Below are 21191 nucleotides of genomic sequence, written 5' to 3' on the forward strand. Positions count from 1 at the left end.
TTAATGCTAGAATACAAATAGATGAAAACATTGAGTAGATCATGAAAAAGGACTGGCTAGCCTATTGGCAAGAGAGCAAAGACGAATCGGAAGTGTTTGCCAACGAACTCGGACAAAAAAATAAGACAATCTCTCTTTTCTGGGAAGAGTATTTTGCAAATATCAGCCAAGGGTCAAAAATTATTGACTTCGCTTGTGGCGCGGGTTCAATATTTCACAACATTACAAACCTTGAGTATTACACTTATTATGGTGCAGATATTTCAAAAGAAGCCCTAATGTCCTTATCGTCAAAACATCCTAATGCAAACACGATCGTTTGTGACTTAAGTAATGTACCGTTAGAGTCAGGTAGTATTGATGTGGTTTGTAGTCAATTTGGTATTGAATATGCTGGCCTGCCGGCGTTCAAAGAATTAGCAAGATTATTAAAACCTGGGGCTGAATTTACAATATTGAGCCATTACCCAAATGGTTACATTGACCACAATACAAAAATTAACTTAGCAGGTTTATCGCTTATCATTGATTTACAATTTATCGAAAAAGGTCTAGCGGTTGCTATGGCATTTAAAAAGGATAATAAACAAATCGTGTCTACAACTGTTAATGAGTTTATGTCTATTGAACCCAAAGTAAGTCAATTTTGTGTTCAACATAATACTGGCCATCATCTTTTTATATATGAAGGCGTTAAACAGTTACTTTCCCAATTTAATCAATTTCCTTTCGATCAATTAATTCAGTGGTTTGAAGAGGCAAAAAGGCAAGTCGCGTCAAACCATGCAAGGTTAACAAGCATGACACAAGCTTGTCTTAGTCAATCGGATTTAGATGAGATTGAAGCATTGCTTGCTCAAAATAAAGTTACGATGAATACACCTATTCCAATTGTTATGAAACAGGGACAGGCGCCCGTAGCGTGGCATATAAGTGGGACAAAGCAAGCGTAAATGACTAGTCAACTACCTCGCGACATAATAAATATTTTGCAGGCTGCCTTAAAGGCACTTCATAATAAGCAGTTTGATAATGCGTTAAGATTGACTCAACAAGCATATGATTTTAACGATTGTCATCCTGACGTGTTATTTTTACATGGTGTTGCGCATGAAAAGCTTGGTCAGCTTGATCATGCTAAAACTTTTTTGGAAAAAGCACTTAAGATAAACCAGCATAATCCCTCGTTGTGCAACAGTTTGGGAAATGTCTTCAAAAAACTACATCAATTTGAAAATGCAAATAGGTATTATCAACATGCTTTAGCCATAAAGCCCGATTATATTGACCCCATTATCAACTTAGCAAGCTTATACGCAACTAAAGGTTTTAATGATGAGTTTGCAAGCCTTGAGCGCCATGTACTTAAGCATAAGCTGGATATTCCTTCATTGTATTTACATAAATCAAGAATGTTTAAAACTGATGGTGATTTAGCCCAAGCATTAGCAATACTCGAACCGCATCTTCATAAGCAAAACAAACAGATTACGCATGAGTACGCACTATTATTAAGAATGAATAACAGCCCAGATAAGGCGATTGAGTATTTTAAGCAACTTGACGAGATGGGCCTAAGCGACTCGAGTTTTTTCATAACTATGCCAATGCATTAAGCGATGTAGGTAAATTAGAATCTGCTGTTTATTATTATAAAAAAGCCTTAGATATAGATTTATTCTTACACGATACACACGATAATTTACTAGATAGCTTGTGGGAAGTTGGCAATCAAAGAGAAATGTTCAATTACCTAATGCGGGCTTTTAGACATCCAAGCTGTCCTGAAAAGCTAAAGTCACTAGTGATTAAAAAATTATTAAGAGTAGGGGACGATAAGCAAGCGTGTGAAAGATTTCATGAATGGTCAGCTGTGGTAAACGTCAATCAAAATACCAATGTGTATTATATTTTATCAAAATGTATGCTTTTACCCTACGTATCAGAGCATGATATACCCGAGCAAAAATCGGTGTTTGAAGATTTTTTAGTAATTCGCCAATCAGAAGACTTAGCGTTAGAAGAAAAAATTCTGAGTTTAGAAACACTGCTTAGCTTGGGTTGGTATGATGACCTTAAAATTCATGTGGAAGAATTATTACGCATTGCAGCAGATGACCAACATCTATTAGCAATTCTATTTGCTTGCAGTGCGGCTGGAGTGCACATTGAACATCCTATTGTTAATGTTCAAGACTATGTATTTGAATATGTAATTCAGCCACCAGCAGACTATCAAAGTTTAGAGAGTTTTCTGCGTGACTTGACATCATATTTACATACTAAACATACCTCTGAGGCTGAACCTTTAGAACAAACGCTCAGAGGTGGTACTCAAACCCGCGCAAATTTATTTGCAACACAGCATGTATTTATTTCACATATCAAGCGTGAGTATAAAAAAGCAGTTTTAGCATTTAATAAAGAAAAGTCATATTTAACTGATTTATATCCGGGTTTTTGGCCTAAGCATACAGAATTTGATGAATCGAATATCGAGTTTTCTGGCAGTTGGTCTGTGTTATTAAAAACCAATGGTTATCATAACAATCATATACATCCAGATGGTTGGTTAAGTTCTGCACTATACATTGACCTACCTGATGTAAATGTTGATAAACAAGGTTGGTTTAAAATTGGACAACCAAATTTATATAAGAAGGGTACAAGCATCGAGCCCAAAACATATGTTAAACCCTCACTTGGTAAGCTTGTACTGTTTCCATCGTGCATGTGGCATGGCACTGTCCCGTTTGAAAGCGGTAGCCAACGCATGACAATTGCGTGTGATATTGTAAAAAAAATCTGATATGACAAATGAAAAGCCAAAAATCAAGGCTTTTTTATGTAAAAAACTTCTCTTCAAACTCCTCTAGTTTCTTGACATTTTAGTAACATCCTGTGACTATTTACTAGTGTGCCAGTAAATGTATGGCATGATTATCAATAACTATAAACCCTTATTGCTACTTTAAGTGGCTTTAACATTAGATTTAAACGGTTGGGAATATGTCCAAAATGAGCAAGAGAACTCAAATAGCGTCATGCGTAGTTGGTGCTTTAGCGCTAGCCAGCGTAGGAAATGCCTTTGCTGGTCCACTTGAAGACGTGCAAAAAGAGTCGCGTAAAATTCAAGTTGATGCAGCTAAGTCACAGCAAAAAATAAATGGTCTTTTTGAACAGTCACAAGAGCTACTCGTAGAGTATCGCGGTGTGATAGACCAGACTGAAAATTTGAAGATCTACAATGATTATCTTGCAAGTCTTGTTGCTGACCAACAGACCGTAATCAATAGTCTTCAGCGTCAAATTGATTCAATTGAAGATACTAAGCAAAATATCGTTCCTTTGATGCAAAAAATGATCGACAGTCTTGAGTCTTTCATCAATTTAGATGTGCCAATTAATTTAGAAGAGCGCCTTGACCGTGTTGAGCGTTTAAGAACCTTAATGACTAACTCAAGCGTTACAGTTTCTGAGCAGTTCCGTCAAGTACTAGATGCTTACTCTATTGAAAATGAGTACGGTTCACGTATTCAGTCTTACAATGGTTCAATTAATCCAGATGGCAGCGAAGTTGCGGTCGATTTCTTTAACTTAGGTCGTACTGCATTATTAGCACTTAGCCTTGATCAAAGTGCTGCGTGGGTCTGGAATAATGATACTCGCACTTGGGAATCATTAGGTGATGAATACCTTGATTCAATTATACAAGCAGTGCGCATGGCACAAGGTCTAGTTCCTGAAGATCTAGTCGAATTACCGATTAAAGCAGCGGAGTAAGCATTAATGAAAACAACAATAAAAGCACTTTTTGCAACTGCTTCTGTCGCTCTTATGGCAAGTTATGCCAATGCGCAAGCCCCAGCAACATTGCAAGAACTATTAGAAAAAGTAAAAAGCGAACGTGTTTCAGAAGCACAAGTTAATCAAGCGCGTGAACGTGAGTTTATGGATGCACGTGCCGATAAGCAATCACTATTGAGAACGGCTCAATCGCAATTACGCGCTGAAGAGCAACGTGGTGATAGATTACAAGCACAGTTTACTCAAAATGAGCAGACAATTATTGATAAAGAAGTCGAACTTGATCAAGCATCTGGCACACTTGGTGAAATGTTTGGTGTTGTACGTCAAGCATCAGCTGATGCATACGGAACGATTTCAACATCAATTGTAAGCGCTCAGTTCCCTGGTCGTGAAGCGTTTTTAGCTGAAATGTCACAAGATACTAAAGGCTTACCAAACATTGCAGAGCTTGAAGAGCTTTGGTTCTCTTTACAAACTGAAATGACTCAGTCTGGTCAAGTGACTAAGTTTACAGCTGAAGTAGTCGACCTAAATGGTGGAACAACGACACAAGAAGTTTTACGTATTGGTACGTTTAACCTAGTGGGCGAAGAAGGCTACTTAGTATATGATGATGAGAGTAAGAAAATTACTCCATTAGGTCGTCAGCCAGAAGGTTATCAAGTTGCGTCTACTCAAGATTTATTAGAATCTACAAGTGGTTTTGTTGCAACTTACGTTGACCCTTCACGTGGCGCGATACTGAACTTGTTCAAGCAAAAAGCAACTTTATCTGACCGTTACCATGCTGGTGGAATTGTTGGTTATATCATTACTGGTATGTTAATTATCGGTTTGTTGATTGGCTTGTTTAAAATTATCCAACTTACGCTTGTTGGCGGTAAAATGCGCTCTCAGTTGAACAACATTGACGACCCTTCAAATACGAACCCTCTTGGCCGTATATTGAATGTGTATAACGCTAATAAGCAGGCAGATGTTGAAAGCTTAGAACTAAAACTTGACGAAGCTATTCTTAAAGAGTTGCCAAGCATTGAAGCGGGAATCAACATCATAAAGATTTTTGCTGCAATTGCGCCTCTACTTGGTCTACTAGGTACTGTACTTGGTATGATTGCTACCTTCCAACAAATTACATTGTTTGGTACAGGTGATCCAAGAATAATGGCTGGTTCAATTTCAATGGCACTTGTAACTACTGCACAGGGTATTATTGCTGCGCTTCCGCTTATCTTAATGCACAGCATTGTAGCGGGACGTTCTAAGTCAATTGTTCACATATTAGATGAACAAACTGCTGGTGTTATAGCCTCGCACGCAGAGTCGGAGAAAGCATAACATGTTGACCCTTATTGGATTATGGGAATCTGTAAGGGAATTCATCGCTACCGGTGGTGACGTACTTTATGTCGTTGCTGCCGCGCTCTTCTTAATGTGGGTGTTAATGATTGAGCGTTATTGGTATTTAACCTCTGTATTTCCAAAAGTCAGAAAACGTATTATTGACGATTGGACTGGACGTACAGACACTACCTCTTGGTATGCGCATAGAATTCGTGATGCATGGATTTCGGAAGCTTCAGACGGATTAACAGCACGTCTGTTAATGATTAGAACTTTAGTGGCAATGTGTCCTCTAATTGGATTGTTAGGTACTGTAACGGGCATGATTGGTGTTTTTGAAACCATGGCTACCCAAGGTACAGGTAATCCAAGACTGATGGCAGCTGGTATATCAATGGCTACTATCCCTACAATGGCAGGAATGGTAGCAGCACTTTCAGGTCTGTTTTTTAGTTCTCGCTTAGAAGCAAAAGCTAAAATGTTAAAAGACAAGTTAGTCGATAGCTTGCCATATCATTAGACGAGGTTGTTATGGGACGTAAAGTAAGAGAACAAGAAGAAGACGCGCAGATAGATATGACGCCAATGCTAGATATCGTATTTATTATGCTTATCTTCTTCATCGTAACAACTGTTTTTGTGAAGCAAGCGGGTATAGATGTAAATAAACCTGAAGGCGTAACTGCCCAAAAGTTTAAAAACGCTAATATCTTTATTGCGGTTACCGAAGACGGTGATGTATGGATTGATAGACGTCAAGTTTCACTTGAAGCAGTGCGGGCTAACTTAGAAAAGTTGCTACTTGAACAACCTACTGATGCTGTATTCATACAAGCAGATTTAAAAGCAAAGCACGGTGTGGTGGTAGAAGTGATGGACCAAGTCAAAGCCGCAGGTGTCGATAGAGTCGCCGTCGCGGTGAGGAGTTAAATATGGTTAGACTACTAGTATCAATATTGTTAGGTGCAGTTGTTGCATTTGGTCTATTTGTTGTAATGGCTAAGTTGGTTGAAAATACTGGTGAGCCTGGTGAAAAGCCTGAGCCACCCCCAGTAATTGATATCATTATGCAAGAGCCGGATGAGCAAACTAATACTCGTGTCAGACAACCACCCCCGCCACCGCCTCCGCCACAAGAGCCGCCGCGTGTTGAATTAGTTGAACCAGATACTTCTGAGCCTGATCCTAATGCGTTTAGCTTAAACATTCCAGCTGTTGATACAGGTGGTGTTGGTGTGAATATCGGTGGTATTGGCGCAATGCGCGATGGTGAAGCGACACCTATATTCAGGATTGATCCGAAATATCCACCTGAAGCTGCCCGTGATGGCAAGGAAGGATGGGTGGAATTATCATTTACGATAAACGAAGTAGGTGGTGTTGAAGACGTTGAAGTTTTAGATGCAGATCCTCGCAGAATTTTTGATAGAGAAGCAAAGCGTGCGCTTCGTAAGTGGAAATATAAACCAAAGGTAGTCGATGGCGTACCCCAAAGACAACTAAGGTTTAAAAGTCCGCCTTGATTTCAATTTAGATGGGAGTTAATCATGAAACTATCAATTAAATTCAATAAAGCCTTAGTTGCTGGTAGTTTGATTACATTAGCATCATTATCTGGCAATGTTTATGCTCAGCAAACCCCTGCAATAGAGTGTGCTGGCTATGAAGTGCCAAAGACTAAACTACTAGGTGAACGAGCAGGTAAACGTTTGCAGTCAGCTTATGAAGTTTATCTTGATGAAGAACGCCCTGAAAAAGAACGAATCGCAGAAGCAATCGAAATGTTGAAAGAGATCGATGCCAAAGAAGCGTTTGACAAAGCAACAGTTGAGCGTTTTTTAGGTCAATTATTAGTCTCCGAAGATGGTCGACAGCTGGAAGCGTTAGAATTGCTTGAAACAGCAGTCAATAGAAATGAGTTGAACGATAAAGACCAAGCTGATTTGCTTCGCTTAGTTGGTGATTTGTCCTTACAAGAAGAAAAGTATGCTAATGCTTTAGGGTATTACGAAAAATTTCTTGATTTCACGTGCAAGAATGATGGTGATACATTTGTCAAAATGGCAAGTGCTCATATCAATCTAAAGCAATACAATGATGTTATTGTTGCCGCTGACAAAGCGATTGCTGCGTACGATGAGCCTGACAATCGTCCTTATCGCCTGAAATTAGGCGCCTTTAGTGAAATGAAAGACTACGTTAACGCAGTGAAAGTGGCGGAAATACTAGTCGAGTTATTTCCTGAAGACAAAACGTATTGGTCGCAACTTGGCTTCTTGTATATGTTGGTAGAAGACTTTGAAACTGCGTTAGCGACATTTGAAGTTGCTTACAAACAAGATTTTCTGACTAAGAAAAGTGAGTACCGAGCGTTGGTGCAACTTTATGCTCAAAATGAGATACCAATCAAATCAGCGACCCTACACAAGAAGTATATGGATGCTGGGATGCTTGACAAAAAAGCGCCTGATCTAGCAAATCTTGCTAATTCTTACCTACAAGCAATGGAACATAAGCTTGCTGCAAAGTACTTTGGCGAGGCTGCTGCAATGGAGCCTGATCCTGAATACTTCAGAAAGCAGGGTGTAATGTTGATGCTAGCGGAAGATTATCGCGGCGCAATAAGTGCATTAAGTAATGCTTTAGATAATGGTGCAGACATGGGTAAAACGCATTACTCATTGATGGAAGCTAATTTCTATGCTGGTAATTTTAGACAAGCAAATGTTCATGCAAATGAAGCTTTGAAAGACAGAAGTATGCGAAGAACGACTCAAGCTTGGATACCGTATATCAAGCAAAAAGCAGATGCTCGTGGTATAAATCTATAAGGGTATTGTGTTTAATTAAAAGCCGCCTGTAAGGCGGCTTTTTTATTAATTAGTTTTTACATTGTTATTGTGAATAGATATACGAAGCTTTTCAAGTAGTTCAGTTTTTTGATGATGATGCATGTGTTTAGTATGTAATTGCTTAAAAAGCACTATAGCTTCAAGGTTTTTATGCATAGTTTCAATGTGATATAAAATACACGCAGCAGCAGCTTGAAACGAAATTATATGTGTTAGAAATAGCTCAATGTGTTTTAAAACAAGATGCTTTGTGTTGTGTGCATCTATTGTAGCTACAACCCTAGAGTCATATTGACTAATTTGTGCGAATTTATCTTTGTGCTTACTGTATTGTGATAAGTAATGCCATTCAATATTACTTTTAGTCGCTAATTGGATGTGAAGCTTAGTGGCTTTTTGCGTCAGAGCCAGACCCATAATAATACTAAAACTGCCACTTGCAATATCGATTTTGCTACCAATTTTACTTGTTGTAAAACCGCAATTTACCCAAAATTGATACAATGGCTCGTTGATACCAAATGAACTAGCGATATAGTCGCATCCCTTTGCTTGAGCTAATTTTGTACAGTATGTAATAAATGCAGTGCCGATACCCTTTTGTCTAAAGTTTTGGTTAATAGCTATTCTTGACACACGAAGTATGCTTAGTTCGGCGAAATCCTTGTTACATGTAAATTGGCTCATGCCTTGAATAACGAGATGGCCATTTTTTCTTGCTTGACCGTGCGCAATATCATGGGCTGCATCTTTTAGTGATTGGTGGCCTTCGTTGACCAATATACAGACGCCTAATATGCTTATTTGTTGTTGGGTATTAAGTGCATATGCGATGTGAATTTCATGGTCACTTGCATCAATAATCCGCAGAAAGTCGTTTGGACTGGTTTGATAGTGAGATTCGTTGAGTAATTGAAATATCGAATCCCTAATTGACGTGTCAAATAGTGCTGTCTTATCGAGTGTTTTAAACAAAACATCATTTGTCGAAACATTATGTCTCTGTGGCAACCTTTTTGTGTTGATATTTTCAATTAACGTATCTAAGCAGTTTTCGATGGGATCATTTTGATAGAAACGAATAGGGGAGTTTAGCGTACTGATATGCACATTGTGACTATGTTCAGCCTGTGGTAATCGTCTGTTAACAAAACCCTTTCCAGAGCCTTCATATCCTTGTGTCGTTCCGCCGGTTATCGTAAAATTTGAGTGTAACAGCATTACTTTTAACAACTCAGGAGCAATTGACGCTACTTCATCTATTATTAGTACCCCATCTTCCAAGCATACATTCTCAATTTGGTCACATGCGATAAATACGGGATAAAGGTAGCTATTTAAATCTTGTGATTGACACAACTCAAAAGATGAATAAAAAGTAGACAACATACTTTTTTTCAATGCGCTAACGTAAACTTTTTTGCCAAGTCTACTAAGCTGCGCAGCAATGTTTCCTAATAAAAACGATTTTCCTCTACCTCTTTTGCCTAAAATTACAAAGAGTGAAGGTTTGTAGACTTGGGTGCTCTGCTGCAAGGACAATATGTCCTGCTTTATTAATGATTGTCCATGCGAAAGAGTTACTTTATTAGACTTTAGTGAGCCTGCTAAAGGCAATTGTGCATTGTTATTGGGCAACTTACTTAAACCCTCAACACTTGGTAAAAGTAGCATATTTTTTGATATGAAGCCGATTGTATTATTATCTTTATAGCAGCTTTGAATATGTGCTATTAAGATCTTGATAAAGTAACCAGTGTGATGAGTATCGCCTTCGCTAAAGCTAATCCAGGTATTTGTTTGAGCGGAATCAAAATCATGCTTGCTAGGCAACATGACAATAAATAAACCACCAGCTTTTACTCGGCCGCTACATGAATACAAGGCATTTAGGTTGAGTCCCAAGCTTGCATCATAGATTAAGTGATCAGATTCGCCTCCAAGTATGTCTTTGGTATTTTTGTGGCTGCATAGTCGTCTCCCATGGGTAAATTCATCTTGTTCAAGATTTTCACCTACCAAATCCCATAGTAAACCTAATTGGTCTAGCGCCTTAAATATATCATTGGTTTGGATGCAATCAGGCTCAATAAACAAAACACTTCGGTGAATGGATTTTTCCTTATAAGCACTGGCATATGTAGTTAACCACGCGCTAAAGTCATGGTATTCATTTTGCTTATTTTGGGTGTCGGTGTTTATTTGTGACATATGGATAACAAATACCACTTATAATAAGATTGCCTTCGGGCTTTTATTCTATAACAGACAAGAGGAAATACATGCACTTTTTATCCAGAAGACTGGTAATGCCCAACGATTTAAATTATGCAAACGCTTTGTTTGGAGGTCGAGCGCTTGAATGGATTGATGAAGAAGCCGCTATATTTGCAATCTGCCAATTGGATACAAATTGTTTAGTGACTAAGCATATAGGTGAAATTTCGTTTGAATCTCCCGCCATTCAAGGTGATATTGTTGAGTTTGGTCTAGCGACAAAAAAGTTGGTCGCACGTCAATCACTGTGACATGCTTGGTACGAAATAAAGCGACAAAGAAAACGATATGCTTGGCTGATGATATCGTTTTTGTCGCAGTAGATAAGGACAGCCGCTTGCCCATTGCTCATGGCAAATCTATCGAAGATTTATCTCAACAGACACAGGCTGAACTAGCCTCTTTAAACATATCGGGTTAATTGCGTAGAAAATATATAATTTTCATAGGATTATCTTCCTTAGCTGAGCGGGAAATGCTAAACTGTGCACTGTTGTCAGAGTGTTATTTTTCTGATAGCTCGTCGCCAAGGGGTGCATTTAATTGCTGAGACTGAAGTGTAAAAACATAAGCAGAACCCTTAGTTACCTGATCCGGTTAGTACCGGCGTAGGAATGGTTACAAAATAATCCTTTACCTGCCGTGTTATGCCGGATCTTTTCAATGATTGAAGAGATCCACATGTACTCAAAAAGTATCCTATATAAACAAAAACAAACAATCGAAACCTTAGATAGCATGAAAAAAAGGTCTATGATTGCGATCGCTGTGTCGTCTTGTTTGCTAGCAAATTCATCGCTAGCACAAGACACTCAACAACAAGACAGTTCTATTGATGCATCCGTCGAAGTGATACAAGTGACAGCGGACATTGATAATCGTGACCTTTCTCGATTGCCCTCTACTGTAACAGTCATCGATGAAACGCTAATAGAGACAAGGCAGGCTAGGCATTTGGAAGAATTAGTATCTATAGTCCCTAACCTTAATTTTAGTTCTGGTGCAAGCCGAGGTAAATTTATACAAATTAGGGGCATTGGTGAGCGTAGCCAGTTTTCTGAGCCTATTAATCCCTCTATTGGAATACTTTTAGATGATATTGATATATCTGGTATCGGAAGTATTGCGACTGTTTTTGATATCTCACAAGTTGAAGTGCTCTTAGGCCCTCAGTCAGTATCTACGGGTATGAATAGCCTTGGAGGAATCGTAAAGTTAGTGAGTAATGCTCCTACCGACGAAATGTTCGCGAAACTTGATTTAAGCTATGCTCAATTTGATGAGGCTCGAATAGCTGCCGTTTATTCCAATGCTATTAGCGATAATACCAATGTCCGTATTAATGCTCAAAACACGCAAAGTGATGGTTTTGTTAAGAACTCATTTTTGGGAAGACGCAATACTAATGGCATTGACGAAAGCTCTGTTAGCGCCTTATTTGATATAACGATTAGCGACAATACCTCTGTTGCTATTAACGCTTATCATTTTACTGTAGATAATGGGTATGATGCATTTTCCTTAGATAATGACAATCGAACGCGCTCTGATGAACCAGGTTTTGATATCGCCAAAGCAAATGCTATTAGCACAAAACTGCAGCACGAACTTGATAAACATTCCGTGCAATTGACCTTAACGGGGATAAATGCAGATACCGATTATGGCTATGATGAAGATTGGACATTTACAGGATTTGATCCGCTTGGTTACACTTCGTTCGACCGCTACACGCGAGATATTAGTCGCTATACAGCTGATGTCAAAATCGCTAATACTCAAAAGGAAAAAGTGAGTTATCTTATCGGTGCAAATATAGCGCGTTATGATGAAGACTTAGTTCGCCAATACACCTTTAATGAACAAGACTATTTTAGTCAATATACACCTACTCAGCAGTCGATTTATGGCCATTATAATAAAAACCTAGGGGATAAGTTTTCGTTTACCCTAGCGGCTAGGGTAGAGCAGTTCTCAGCTGATTTTAATGACAGCGATGGATTTATTGCAGATATTGATGACACACTATTTGGCGCTGCAATATCTGTGGATTATGACCTCTTGGGTAATTTAATTTACACAAGCTTATCCAGGGGATATAAAGCAGGTGGATTTAATATTGACCAGCGTTTGTCTAATGAAAACAAAATTTTTGAGCCCGAATATAATAATAGTATTGAATTTGGTATCAAAGGTTCGACATTAGATGGCGCAGCACAAATTAATCTAAGTGCATTTTATATGGATAGGGAAGATGCTCAAGTAAGTGATTTTGCTGTTTTCAGTACAGATCCTAATAATCCAAACGCGCCTAGTTCATTTGCTGATGTAATTGGAAACGCCGACACGGGCACCAACAAAGGTATAGAGTTAAGCAGTACATGGGATCTAAGTAAGCGCTGGTATATACAAGCAAATATTGGTTATTTAGACGCAACATTTGGCAACTATACGAAACTCGATGGCAGTTTTGTGCCAAAGCAAAATCAAGCGCAAGCGCCTAAATTCACAGGATATTTCGCATCAAATTGGCAAATTAATGCCCAATTATCTTGGTTTATAGATGCCCAAATAAAAGATAAACACCGCTTCTCGATTGGTCATGATGAAATTGCACCATTTACGGCACAGTTTAACTCCGAGTTACAGTGGGATGCGGGAGAGTACAATATTCGTTTGTGGGTCAAAAACCTTTTTGACCGAGAGATACTTACTAGAGGCTTTGGTGGTTTCAGTAACGATCCCCGTGATGGTTATGCAACTCCTCAACCTTATTATCAATTTGGTCAACAACGTCAAGTTGGCATTAGCTTTACGTATACATGGGAGTAATTTATGCAACTTGCTGTTGAAATATCACTTTACCCGCTTAACGAAGAATACGTGGATTACATTCTAGATTTTATCAAACGACTAAATCAAAATCCTTATTTGGGTGTCAGTACAACTCATACTAGCACGTTAATAAATGGTGATTATGACCATGTTATGACGGTCTTACAAAAAGAAATGAAGCGTACCTATGAGGAGTTAGGCCAAGCAAAATTTGTGTGTAAGTTTCTTAATGCTGATGGTATGAAATTAGATTAAGCACGTGGAGATTTGGTCACAACTAACTAGCCAGTGGCAAGCACAAAGCACAACAGAGCTCTTTGCTGTATTGTTTGCTATTGGCTACATATGGCTAGCAGCGAAAGAATCAAAATGGTGCTGGCCATGCGGTTTTGTTAGTACATGCTTGTATGCCTATGTGTATTGGGATGTAACTCTAGTTTTTCAAATGCTGCTGAATGTGTACTATGCGGCAATGGCCATATATGGCTTTATCAAATGGAATGCCGCGGGCGAGGATCGCTTGTCAATAAGTCGTATGGATTACCAATGGCATACTGCGGTACTGATTATCGGTTTTGTGCTTAGTACTGGTATATGGCTGTTAGCGTCTTTGGTGCTTGAGTACGACATGCTCTTATTAGACATTGCGCTAAGTGTGTTTTCATTACTAGCTACTTACCTAACGGTAGCTAAAAAACTCGAAAGTTGGATTTATTGGACATTTATCAATGCTGCTAGCATGTATTTACTACTAAATTCTGGACTTTACCTCTCAATACTCCTAATGTGTATTTATATTGTACTTGCGATTAAAGGGTGGTTTCATTGGCGCCAGTCAATGGCGGTACAAGCATAATTTAAGGAGAAGATATGCAGCAAAAGCTTGTCATACCCAATCAAAACGCAATTATTAAACGTTTGATCAGCTATGATGTAATAAGCGGACCAGTCGATACTATCAAGGTGGATAAAATCGAATCAGGCATAATAAATCGTAACTATAAAGTGTGCGATACACAAAAAAGTATACTGCTGAAATTATTTAAACAAAATCAACGCCTTCCCCTGAATCGCAAAGTTCAATTTGATTTGCAGCAAGAACTAGCTATTTTAGGTTTGTCTCCTCACCCTTTGTATTTGAGTGAAGACCAGACCCTTTATTGCGAGTCATGGATACCTGATTGTAAAAATACTGAAGTGATTGAGGATGAGCATTTAGAACTACTTGCCGAATGCTTATTTAGCGTTCATTCTTCATTCGTCAATGCACCGCAGCTACCATTGACCCAACAATGGCAATTTTATCTGACCCAAATAGATAGTTTTTCAACGACTCTGTCACAGCGTCATGCGGCGCTTAAAACGTTTTGGGATTTGTATCATCGTAAAGAGCACTCAAATTTTGTATTGTGTCATAATGATTTACATATTGATCATATCTGTCAAAACAACCATATCATTTTAGATTGGGAATACGCAGCCATTGGCTGTCGTTACTTTGACATTGCGTCGTGTATACGCACTAATGCACTAAATGAAGAGCAACAAAGAAAATTGGTATATCATTATGCCAATATTTGCGAACAAAATAAGTATGAGATCTTTAAGCGAGTAACACAAATGCACGATGCAGTGCAATTTACCTTTGATCTATGGACACTTTGTACCCAGCAATAAATTGCATTATTTTTTCTTGTCGTTATAATGCGCTTCGCTTAAACGCGATATCAAATTAGGGGTGTAGTTCCAATTGGTAGAACGGCGGTCTCCAAAACCGACGGTTGGGGGTTCGAATCCCTCCACCCCTGCCAATTATTTTTGGCCACCTTTTATTGCCAACTATGATTGGACAACAAACACACTGATCATAGGCTTGTTCTTTGCTAATATAGCAATACTCCAGACACATAAGATTGATTGCTTGATGCATAACGACTCACATTCAGACCAAAATACGAACACCTTAAGCCAAAAGGCAATGCTACAACATATGGGCGTAGACATATACGAACCGTTGATGAGCTTAGATGTGAGTAAGTTTGCATGGCTGGATAGTCTTTATGCCTATTTAAATATTGATGCAAGCAAATGCGAATTTAGCGCTCAGGTACCTCACTATGATCCAAAAACGAAAATACTTGCTTTACCTAGCACCACGCATATGTCAGAAATTGAGTTTAAGCGCTCAGTGTGGTTAGCGATACAACCCAGTATTGAGTAAATAATCGCTCATGGATATCATTTTCATCCCTGATTTTAATGATAATTATTCAACAAAAATAAATGTCGAGCTTGCGATAGAACAGGCATATCAAATCTTTCGTGAACATAGACAAGCGCCATGGCAATTTGAGACGTTTTCACGCAGTATCAATACGCAGTATTCAGCGGTGTGTGTTGACGAAAGTCAAGTCGTTGCTTACGTTTTAGTGTCATGCGTGCTTGATCAAATAGAAATTGAAGATATCAGTGTTAGAAAGTCTCATCGCAGAAAGTCTATCGCCAAACGCTTACTTACCTCATTAATAGCCAAAGCCGTGAAAGAAAAGGCCTTATTAATTACCTTAGAGGTCAGTGAAACAAATCACTGCGCTATTGCGCTATATCAACAAATGCAGTTCGAGCAAATATCAAGGCGAAAAGGCTATTATAAAATAGATACTAAGGGACAAACTAGCATCGCTGATGCGCTTATTATGCAGCGAAAACTATGAATTATTGTTATTTTGTCGGCTTTGATTGTGTAAATAGCGAAAATCAGCGAAAATACGCGCCAATTTAGCCTTTACTAATCGCAGCAGAAGATTTTCTTATGTCTACAGACGCTATCGCTGAGCACATTCAACAGCGCCGTACCTTCGCCATTATATCTCACCCCGATGCGGGTAAAACAACCATTACTGAAAAAGTATTGCTATTTGGTAATGCCTTGCAGACGGCCGGTACAGTAAAAGGCAAAAAATCAGGCCAACACGCTAAATCTGATTGGATGGAAATGGAAAAAGAAAGAGGGATATCTGTCACAACATCCGTTATGCAGTTTCCTTACCAACAGCATCTTGTTAATTTGTTAGATACTCCAGGGCACGAGGATTTCTCTGAAGATACATACCGTACACTTACTGCGGTTGATTCGTGTCTAATGGTAATAGATGCAGCCAAAGGTGTAGAAGATAGAACCATTAAGTTAATGGAGGTCACACGTTTGCGTGATACCCCTATTATTACCTTTATGAACAAATTAGATAGAGATACACGTGACCCGATAGATTTACTCGATGAAGTTGAAGATGTTTTAAAAATCAAATGTGCGCCAATCACATGGCCTATTGGAATGGGTAAAGAATTTAAAGGCGTTTATCATTTGCTGCGTGATGAAACGATATTGTATAAATCGGGCTAAGGGCCATACCATTCAAGACAAGCAAGTCATAAAAGGCATTGATAACCCTGAGCTAGACGAGAAAATTGGTACTTATGCACAGGAGTTGCGTGAGATGTTGGAGCTGGTTAAGGGAGCGTCTCATGAATTTGATCAAGAGGAATTTTTAGCCGGTAAGCTAAGCCCTGTATTCTTTGGCACTGCATTGGGGAATTTTGGCGTCGACCACATGCTTGATGGGCTTGTTGAATGGGCACCGGCACCAATAGGGCGTCATACCGATCAAGATACTTTTATTGATGCCAATGACAGTAAATTTAGTGGCTTTGTCTTTAAGATCCAAGCCAATATGGATCCGAAGCACCGTGATAGAATAGCATTTTGCCGAATCGTATCAGGTAAATATCAAAAAGGAATGAAAATGCATCATTCACGCATCAAAAAAGATGTCAGAATATCTGATGCATTAACTTTTTTGGCAGGTGATAGAGCATTGCTTGAAGAGGCTTATGCCGGGGACATTATAGGTTTACATAATCATGGCTCAATGAGAATTGGCGATACTTTCACCAGTGGTGATAAATATACCTTTACAGGCATACCCAACTTTGCACCAGAGTTGTTTAAGCGGATTCGCTTAAAAGATCCGTTAAAGCAAAAACAGCTACTAAAAGGCCTTATTCAATTATCAGAAGAAGGCGCTGTCCAAGTATTTAGACCACTTATGAATAATGACTTAATCGTCGGTGCAGTGGGCGTGCTGCAGTTTGATGTGGTAGTTGCTCGACTAAAAGCTGAGTATAACGTGGATGCAATGTATGAGCATATTAACGTTAGTACTGCAAGATGGGTCTATGGTGATGAGAGAAAAGTTGACGAGTTTAAACGTAAAACACAAGTTAACTTAGCTGTTGATGGAGGGGATAATCTCACTTACATTGCACCGACTATGGTCAATTTATCTCTTGCACAAGAGCGCTACCCCGACATTACATTTGCGGCAACCCGCGAACAATAGACTATTATTAATTACAATTTAAAAAGTTAACGACCCTATGCATATTCAAAAATTACTCATTGCTCGATTTGAGCAAGCGCTTAGTAAAATGGCCTGTGAAGGTTCCCCTATACCGGTAGCCAAAAGTGCGAAACCTGGTTTCGGCGATTACCAATTTAATGGTGCTATGGCACTTGCTAAACGGTTGAAAAAAGCACCTCGTGATATCGCCCAAACTGTCCTTGATAATGTTGAGCTTGATGACATAGCCCAACGACTTGAAATTGCTGGCCCCGGTTTTATTAATATTTACCTTGACGAAAAGTGGCTATCAAAGCAAGTTAAGACTGCACTTGTTGACGATAGAGCCAACATTGAGAAGCAAACTAAACAAACTGTTGTGGTTGATTATTCTGCGCCAAATCTAGCAAAAGAAATGCATGTTGGCCACCTTCGTTCAACCATTATTGGTGACTCTGTTGTTAAAACCCTTTTGTTTTTGGGGCATGACGTCATTAGACAAAATCATATGGGGGATTGGGGTACGCAATTTGGTATGCTTTTGGCTCACCTTCAAGATAAGCTTGCACAAAATCAAGTGGCGGAAACAGCGCTTGGTGATTTAGAAGACTTTTATCGCGAGGCGAAGGTACGTTTTGATGAAGAAGATGGTTTTGCTGACATCGCGCGAGAATATGTCGTTAAGTTACAAAGCGGTGATGCAGACTGTTTAGCGCTTTGGCAAAACTTCATTGATGTTTCGATTACCCATTCTGAACAAGTATATAAAAAACTTGGCGTGAGTTTGTCTCGTGAAGACGTAATGGGCGAGAGTGCTTATAATCAAGATTTACCTCATGTTATCAAAGACTTAATAGATAAAGGCATTGCCCAAGAAGACCAAGGTGCCGTTGTTGTTTTTTTACAAGAATTGGCGGACAAAAATGGTAAGCCAGCAGTATATATTGTGCAAAAGTCGGGAGGCGGATATTTGTATGCGACTACTGACTTGGCAGCAGTGCGTTATCGCGCACAAACGTTAAAGGCTGATCGCACCTTGATATTCACTGACGCTCGTCAAGCCCTTCACTTTAAGCAAACAGAAATTGTTGCGCGCAAAGCCGGCTTTATGGCGCAAGCACAAGAATATCAACACTGTCCATTTGGTATGATGCTTGGAAAAGACAACAAACCGTTTAAAACGCGTACAGGTGGTACGGTAAAATTAGTCGATTTACTTGATGAAGCCATTGAACGCGCAGGTAAATTAGTAAAAAGCCGAAATCCAGATATTGATGCTGACACATTGGTGCAAATGCAAAAGAAGATTGGTATTGGCGCTGTGAAATATGCAGACTTGAGCAAAAATCGCACAACTGACTATGTGTTTGACTGGGATAGTATGTTGAGTTTTGAAGGTAATACTGCACCATATTTGCAGTATGCCTTTACCCGTATTCAAAGTATTTTTGCTAAATCAAAGCTTGATATTAATGATGTCTTAGATATGGATATCGATATATCGCAACCCGCTGAGAAGGCGCTTGGCTTGCATTTGTTACAATACCAAGATGCTTTAGAGATTGTAGCAAAAGAGGCAAACCCGCATATTTTGTGCACGTATCTATATGAGTTAGCATCGGCATTTATGAAGTTTTATGAGGCTTGTCCTATACTAAAAGACAGTGTAACTGAGCAAGACAAGCAAACACGTTTACTGTTATGTGTATTGACATCAAAAACGCTTGCGCTTGGCTTAGATATTCTGGGAATTGAAACAATGGAACATATGTAGCATTGTGGTCAAACATGAATAAAAGATTAAGTTGAACAATGCTTCTTCTTTATTCGTAGTCTATTCACGCATTCATTAAAATTATGTAAAGCGTGTTCATTGTAAATGATAAAAAGGAATACTATGTGCAAATTACTCGCGTTTAGTGGTAGCTTACGCCAATCTTCATTTAACCAAGCAATAGTAGAAAGTGCTGCACAAGGCGCACGAGATGCGGGTGCAGAGGTGACCGTAGTGCATCTTGCAGATTATATTGCGCCATTGTTTAATGAAGATGATGAAGCACAATCCGGCATTCCGCAAAATGCGAAAAAGCTTAAGGATTTAATGATTCAACATGATGGCTTTTTAATTGCCTCACCAGAATATAATTCGGGTTATAGCGCTGCACTTAAAAATGCGATTGATTGGGCGTCTCGCATGGAAGAGGGTGAAAAACCTTTGCTTGCTTTTAGGGGCAAAACCGCAACTATCATGGCAAGCTCGCCTGGTGCGCTTGGTGGAATGAGAGTCTTGGTTCCATTAAGAATGTTATTAGGTAATATTGGAATGCATGTGCATCATGCGCAACAAGCCATTGGTGGTATTGCTAAACTTGTTGATGAAAATGGCCGCGTAAATGATGAGGCAACCATTAAAAAGCTGCATAGCCTAGGTAAGCAAGCAGTTGAGTTTACACAAGCCTTACAAAAGTAAGGCTTGTGCTGCTGTCCTAGCAATATGCGTCGATTTTAGATACACTCGCGCTCACATTTTTCTATTATTTATTAGTGCTATTTACTCATGTTTGAACTTAACCCAATTCAAAGCGCACTTGCTGACATAAAAACACGAACCGAAGCCCTTAGGGGGTACCTTTGACTACGATCTCAAAGTAGAAAGGCTCGAAGAAGTATCGCGCGAACTCGAAAATCCTGACATCTGGAATGACCCCGATTACGCTCAAAAGCTGGGTAAAGAGAAAGTGTCTCTTGAGCAGGTCGTGAACACTATTATCACATTAGATGCTGGCGTAGACGACGTAGAAGGGCTTGTAGAATTAGCAGTTGAGGCGCAAGACCTTGATACATTTAATGAAGCAAATGATGAGCTCAATCAACTTACACAAGCGCTTGAAAAACTTGAATTTAGAAGAATGTTCAGTGGTCCTAATGATGCCAATGATGGTTATTTAGATATTCAATCGGGCTCAGGTGGCACAGAAGCACAAGATTGGGCTGACATGTTGTTACGCATGTATTTGCGTTGGGGAGAAGAGCAAGGCTTTAAGACCGAGCTTATCGAAGCTTCTGCTGGCGATGTAGCAGGCATAAAAAGTGCGACCATAAAATTTACGGGCGAATACGCATTTGGTTGGCTAAGAACCGAAACAGGCGTACACAGGTTAGTGAGAAAGTCTCCTTTTGATTCTGGTAATCGCCGTCATACTTCATTTGCCTCTGCATTTGCATACCCAGAAGTGAATGACGATATTGACGTAGATATTAATCCAGCTGAACTGCGCATTGATACATACAGAGCATCTGGCGCTGGGGGTCAGCATGTAAACCGAACAGATTCAGCGGTCAGGATTACGCATTTGCCAACAAACACTGTTGTGCAGTGCCAAAATGATCGCTCACAACATAAAAACAAAGATCAAGCCATGAAACAGCTAAAAGCGAAACTGTATGAGCTTGAAATGAAAAAGCAAAACGAAGAAAAACAAGCAATGGAAGATAACAAGTCAGATATTGGTTGGGGGAGCCAAATTCGTTCTTATGTCTTGGACGACTCTAGAATAAAAGACTTAAGAACCGGCGTGGAAACACGAAACACCCAAGCAGTATTAGATGGAAGTTTGAATAAATTCATTATTGCCAGTTTGCAATCTGGCATTTAAATCGTCAGATTCGATTA

Annotated in this window: 18 protein-coding genes, 1 tRNA gene, 3 pseudogenes and 1 riboswitch; of the genes and pseudogenes, 21 read left to right on the forward strand and 1 reads right to left on the reverse strand. The window is 39.3% G+C overall.

The annotated features are described in order from the left end of the window. Positions 1 to 41: 41 nt before the first annotated feature. The 9 genes and pseudogenes from ACZ1G6_RS05190 (at position 42) to ACZ1G6_RS05230 (ending at position 7985) form a co-directional block, all read left to right on the forward strand. Positions 42 to 953 (forward strand): class I SAM-dependent methyltransferase, encoded by a 912-nt coding sequence (locus ACZ1G6_RS05190; RefSeq protein ID WP_472618354.1) that lies wholly within the window; start codon positions 42 to 44, stop codon positions 951 to 953. Beyond that, positions 954 to 1616 carry a hypothetical protein gene (locus ACZ1G6_RS05195; protein WP_472618355.1) on the forward strand — a complete coding sequence of 221 codons (663 nt, stop codon included), beginning with the start codon at positions 954 to 956 and terminating at the stop codon, positions 1614 to 1616. It begins immediately after the preceding gene. 188 nt (positions 1617 to 1804) lie between these two features. After that, complete coding sequence (locus ACZ1G6_RS05200; RefSeq protein WP_472618356.1) at positions 1805 to 2809, forward strand: putative 2OG-Fe(II) oxygenase; 1005 nt, start codon at positions 1805 to 1807, stop codon at positions 2807 to 2809. 209 nt (positions 2810 to 3018) lie between these two features. Continuing rightward, on the forward strand, positions 3019 to 3783 hold the full coding sequence (locus ACZ1G6_RS05205; protein ID WP_472618357.1) for a DUF3450 domain-containing protein: 765 nt from the start codon (positions 3019 to 3021) through the stop codon (positions 3781 to 3783). 6 nt (positions 3784 to 3789) lie between these two features. After that, entirely contained in the window at positions 3790 to 5148 is a 1359-nt protein-coding gene (locus ACZ1G6_RS05210; RefSeq protein WP_472618358.1) for a MotA/TolQ/ExbB proton channel family protein, read from the forward strand. 1 nt (position 5149) lies between these two features. Then, positions 5150 to 5674, forward strand: a complete 525-nt coding sequence (locus tag ACZ1G6_RS05215; protein WP_472618359.1) for a MotA/TolQ/ExbB proton channel family protein — start codon at positions 5150 to 5152, stop codon at positions 5672 to 5674. Positions 5675 to 5685: 11 nt separating this feature from the next. After that, a complete protein-coding gene (locus tag ACZ1G6_RS05220; RefSeq protein ID WP_472618360.1) occupies positions 5686 to 6084 on the forward strand; it encodes an ExbD/TolR family protein in 399 nt (132 codons plus the stop codon). 2 nt (positions 6085 to 6086) lie between these two features. Beyond that, positions 6087 to 6699 (forward strand): annotated as a pseudogene (locus tag ACZ1G6_RS05225) (energy transducer TonB). A 2-nt stretch (positions 6700 to 6701) separates the two neighbouring features. After that, the gene (locus tag ACZ1G6_RS05230; protein ID WP_472618361.1) at positions 6702 to 7985 is read left to right on the forward strand and encodes a tetratricopeptide repeat protein; all 1284 of its coding nucleotides are present in this window, start codon (positions 6702 to 6704) and stop codon (positions 7983 to 7985) included. Between the two features lie 45 nt (positions 7986 to 8030). On the opposite strand, the gene ACZ1G6_RS05235 is transcribed toward ACZ1G6_RS05230, so the two are convergent. After that, positions 8031 to 10217, reverse strand: coding sequence for a GNAT family N-acetyltransferase (locus ACZ1G6_RS05235; RefSeq protein WP_472618362.1), 2187 nt, complete (start codon positions 10215 to 10217; stop codon positions 8031 to 8033). A 71-nt stretch (positions 10218 to 10288) separates the two neighbouring features. Between ACZ1G6_RS05235 and ACZ1G6_RS05240 the strand changes: the two are divergent. The 12 genes and pseudogenes from ACZ1G6_RS05240 (at position 10289) to prfB (ending at position 21174) form a co-directional block, all read left to right on the forward strand. Next, positions 10289 to 10704: pseudogene (locus ACZ1G6_RS05240) on the forward strand (acyl-CoA thioesterase). Positions 10705 to 10802: 98 nt separating this feature from the next. Next, a riboswitch (TPP riboswitch) is annotated at positions 10803 to 10915 on the forward strand. A 31-nt stretch (positions 10916 to 10946) separates the two neighbouring features. Further along, the gene (locus ACZ1G6_RS05245) at positions 10947 to 13115 is read left to right on the forward strand and encodes a TonB-dependent receptor (RefSeq protein ID WP_472618363.1); all 2169 of its coding nucleotides are present in this window, start codon (positions 10947 to 10949) and stop codon (positions 13113 to 13115) included. 3 nt (positions 13116 to 13118) lie between these two features. Next, positions 13119 to 13373 (forward strand): YkoF family thiamine/hydroxymethylpyrimidine-binding protein, encoded by a 255-nt coding sequence (locus ACZ1G6_RS05250; RefSeq protein ID WP_472618364.1) that lies wholly within the window; start codon positions 13119 to 13121, stop codon positions 13371 to 13373. Between the two features lie 4 nt (positions 13374 to 13377). Beyond that, positions 13378 to 13974, forward strand: coding sequence for a nicotinamide riboside transporter PnuC (pnuC, locus tag ACZ1G6_RS05255; protein WP_472618365.1), 597 nt, complete (start codon positions 13378 to 13380; stop codon positions 13972 to 13974). A gap of 14 nt (positions 13975 to 13988) precedes the next feature. Further along, on the forward strand, positions 13989 to 14795 hold the full coding sequence (locus ACZ1G6_RS05260) for a phosphotransferase (protein WP_472618366.1): 807 nt from the start codon (positions 13989 to 13991) through the stop codon (positions 14793 to 14795). Positions 14796 to 14852: 57 nt separating this feature from the next. Further along, positions 14853 to 14929: transfer RNA gene (locus ACZ1G6_RS05265), tRNA-Trp, on the forward strand. A 113-nt stretch (positions 14930 to 15042) separates the two neighbouring features. Further along, entirely contained in the window at positions 15043 to 15339 is a 297-nt protein-coding gene (locus tag ACZ1G6_RS05270) for a hypothetical protein (RefSeq protein ID WP_472618367.1), read from the forward strand. A gap of 10 nt (positions 15340 to 15349) precedes the next feature. Continuing rightward, positions 15350 to 15832 carry a GNAT family N-acetyltransferase gene (locus ACZ1G6_RS05275; protein ID WP_472618368.1) on the forward strand — a complete coding sequence of 161 codons (483 nt, stop codon included), beginning with the start codon at positions 15350 to 15352 and terminating at the stop codon, positions 15830 to 15832. A gap of 98 nt (positions 15833 to 15930) precedes the next feature. Continuing rightward, positions 15931 to 17518: pseudogene (gene prfC, locus ACZ1G6_RS05280) on the forward strand (peptide chain release factor 3). Positions 17519 to 17555: 37 nt separating this feature from the next. Next, the gene (argS, locus tag ACZ1G6_RS05285; RefSeq protein ID WP_472618369.1) at positions 17556 to 19292 is read left to right on the forward strand and encodes an arginine--tRNA ligase; all 1737 of its coding nucleotides are present in this window, start codon (positions 17556 to 17558) and stop codon (positions 19290 to 19292) included. 123 nt (positions 19293 to 19415) lie between these two features. Continuing rightward, a complete protein-coding gene (locus ACZ1G6_RS05290; protein ID WP_472618370.1) occupies positions 19416 to 19988 on the forward strand; it encodes an NADPH-dependent FMN reductase in 573 nt (190 codons plus the stop codon). Positions 19989 to 20075: 87 nt separating this feature from the next. Continuing rightward, a protein-coding gene (prfB, locus tag ACZ1G6_RS05295; RefSeq protein WP_472618371.1) for a peptide chain release factor 2 occupies positions 20076 to 21174 on the forward strand; the annotation gives its coding sequence in 2 pieces (ribosomal slippage) (positions 20076 to 20150 and positions 20152 to 21174; 1098 coding nt in all). Positions 21175 to 21191: the final 17 nt, after the last annotated feature.

The organism is Glaciecola sp. HA4-3 (assembly GCF_055693685.1).

What these genes read in the sequence shown, in the direction of transcription:
- ACZ1G6_RS05190 (WP_472618354.1), top strand. Translation starts at nt 42, where the DNA reads ATGAAAAAGGACTGGCTAGCCTATTGGCAAGAGAGCAAAGACGAATCG.
- ACZ1G6_RS05195 (WP_472618355.1), top strand. Translation starts at nt 954, where the DNA reads ATGACTAGTCAACTACCTCGCGACATAATAAATATTTTGCAGGCTGCC.
- ACZ1G6_RS05205 (WP_472618357.1), top strand. Translation starts at nt 3,019, where the DNA reads ATGAGCAAGAGAACTCAAATAGCGTCATGCGTAGTTGGTGCTTTAGCG.
- ACZ1G6_RS05210 (WP_472618358.1), top strand. Translation starts at nt 3,790, where the DNA reads ATGAAAACAACAATAAAAGCACTTTTTGCAACTGCTTCTGTCGCTCTT.
- ACZ1G6_RS05215 (WP_472618359.1), top strand. Translation starts at nt 5,150, where the DNA reads ATGTTGACCCTTATTGGATTATGGGAATCTGTAAGGGAATTCATCGCT.
- ACZ1G6_RS05220 (WP_472618360.1), top strand. Translation starts at nt 5,686, where the DNA reads ATGGGACGTAAAGTAAGAGAACAAGAAGAAGACGCGCAGATAGATATG.
- ACZ1G6_RS05230 (WP_472618361.1), top strand. Translation starts at nt 6,702, where the DNA reads ATGAAACTATCAATTAAATTCAATAAAGCCTTAGTTGCTGGTAGTTTG.
- ACZ1G6_RS05235 (WP_472618362.1), bottom strand. Translation starts at nt 10,217, where the DNA reads ATGTCACAAATAAACACCGACACCCAAAATAAGCAAAATGAATACCAT.
- ACZ1G6_RS05245 (WP_472618363.1), top strand. Translation starts at nt 10,947, where the DNA reads ATGATTGAAGAGATCCACATGTACTCAAAAAGTATCCTATATAAACAA.
- ACZ1G6_RS05250 (WP_472618364.1), top strand. Translation starts at nt 13,119, where the DNA reads ATGCAACTTGCTGTTGAAATATCACTTTACCCGCTTAACGAAGAATAC.
- ACZ1G6_RS05260 (WP_472618366.1), top strand. Translation starts at nt 13,989, where the DNA reads ATGCAGCAAAAGCTTGTCATACCCAATCAAAACGCAATTATTAAACGT.
- ACZ1G6_RS05270 (WP_472618367.1), top strand. Translation starts at nt 15,043, where the DNA reads ATGCATAACGACTCACATTCAGACCAAAATACGAACACCTTAAGCCAA.
- ACZ1G6_RS05275 (WP_472618368.1), top strand. Translation starts at nt 15,350, where the DNA reads ATGGATATCATTTTCATCCCTGATTTTAATGATAATTATTCAACAAAA.
- argS (WP_472618369.1), top strand. Translation starts at nt 17,556, where the DNA reads ATGCATATTCAAAAATTACTCATTGCTCGATTTGAGCAAGCGCTTAGT.
- ACZ1G6_RS05290 (WP_472618370.1), top strand. Translation starts at nt 19,416, where the DNA reads ATGTGCAAATTACTCGCGTTTAGTGGTAGCTTACGCCAATCTTCATTT.